This is a genomic window from Vibrio sp. 10N.222.49.C9, assembly GCF_041474985.1.
GTDB classification, from domain to species: domain Bacteria; phylum Pseudomonadota; class Gammaproteobacteria; order Enterobacterales; family Vibrionaceae; genus Vibrio; species Vibrio crassostreae_C.
In genome coordinates this window covers 1-353 of record NZ_JBFRVD010001462.1, presented here as the reverse complement: position 1 = coordinate 353, position 353 = coordinate 1, and the positions used below count along the sequence as shown (strand labels likewise).

Sequence of the window (353 nt, the reverse complement as noted above, 5' to 3'; positions counted from 1 at the left end):
TTATTGAAGGCAAGGACGTTATGGCCGCAGCTCAAACGGGTACAGGTAAGACCGCTGGTTTTACTCTACCTCTGCTTGAGCGATTGAGTACTGGGCCAAGACCAAAAGGAAATCACGTTCGCGCTCTTGTTCTAACACCAACTCGTGAGCTTGCTGCTCAAGTACATGACAGCGTAGTAAAATACGGCGCACACCTAGAAACAACCTCTACCGTTGTGTTTGGTGGCGTTAAGATCAATCCTCAGATGCTTAATCTTCGCAAGGGTTGTGATGTATTAGTAGCAACGCCTGGTCGCTTGCTAGATCTGCACAGCCAAAATGCGGTGAAGTTCTCTGAGCTAGAAGTATTGGTG

The 353-nt window shown here is 47.9% G+C and carries 1 protein-coding gene; it reads left to right on the top strand.

The window, feature by feature from the left end; all coding sequences use genetic code 11:
* A partial coding sequence (locus AB4585_RS28765; protein ID WP_372172194.1) for a DEAD/DEAH box helicase occupies positions 1 to 353 on the top strand: 353 nt, incomplete at both ends.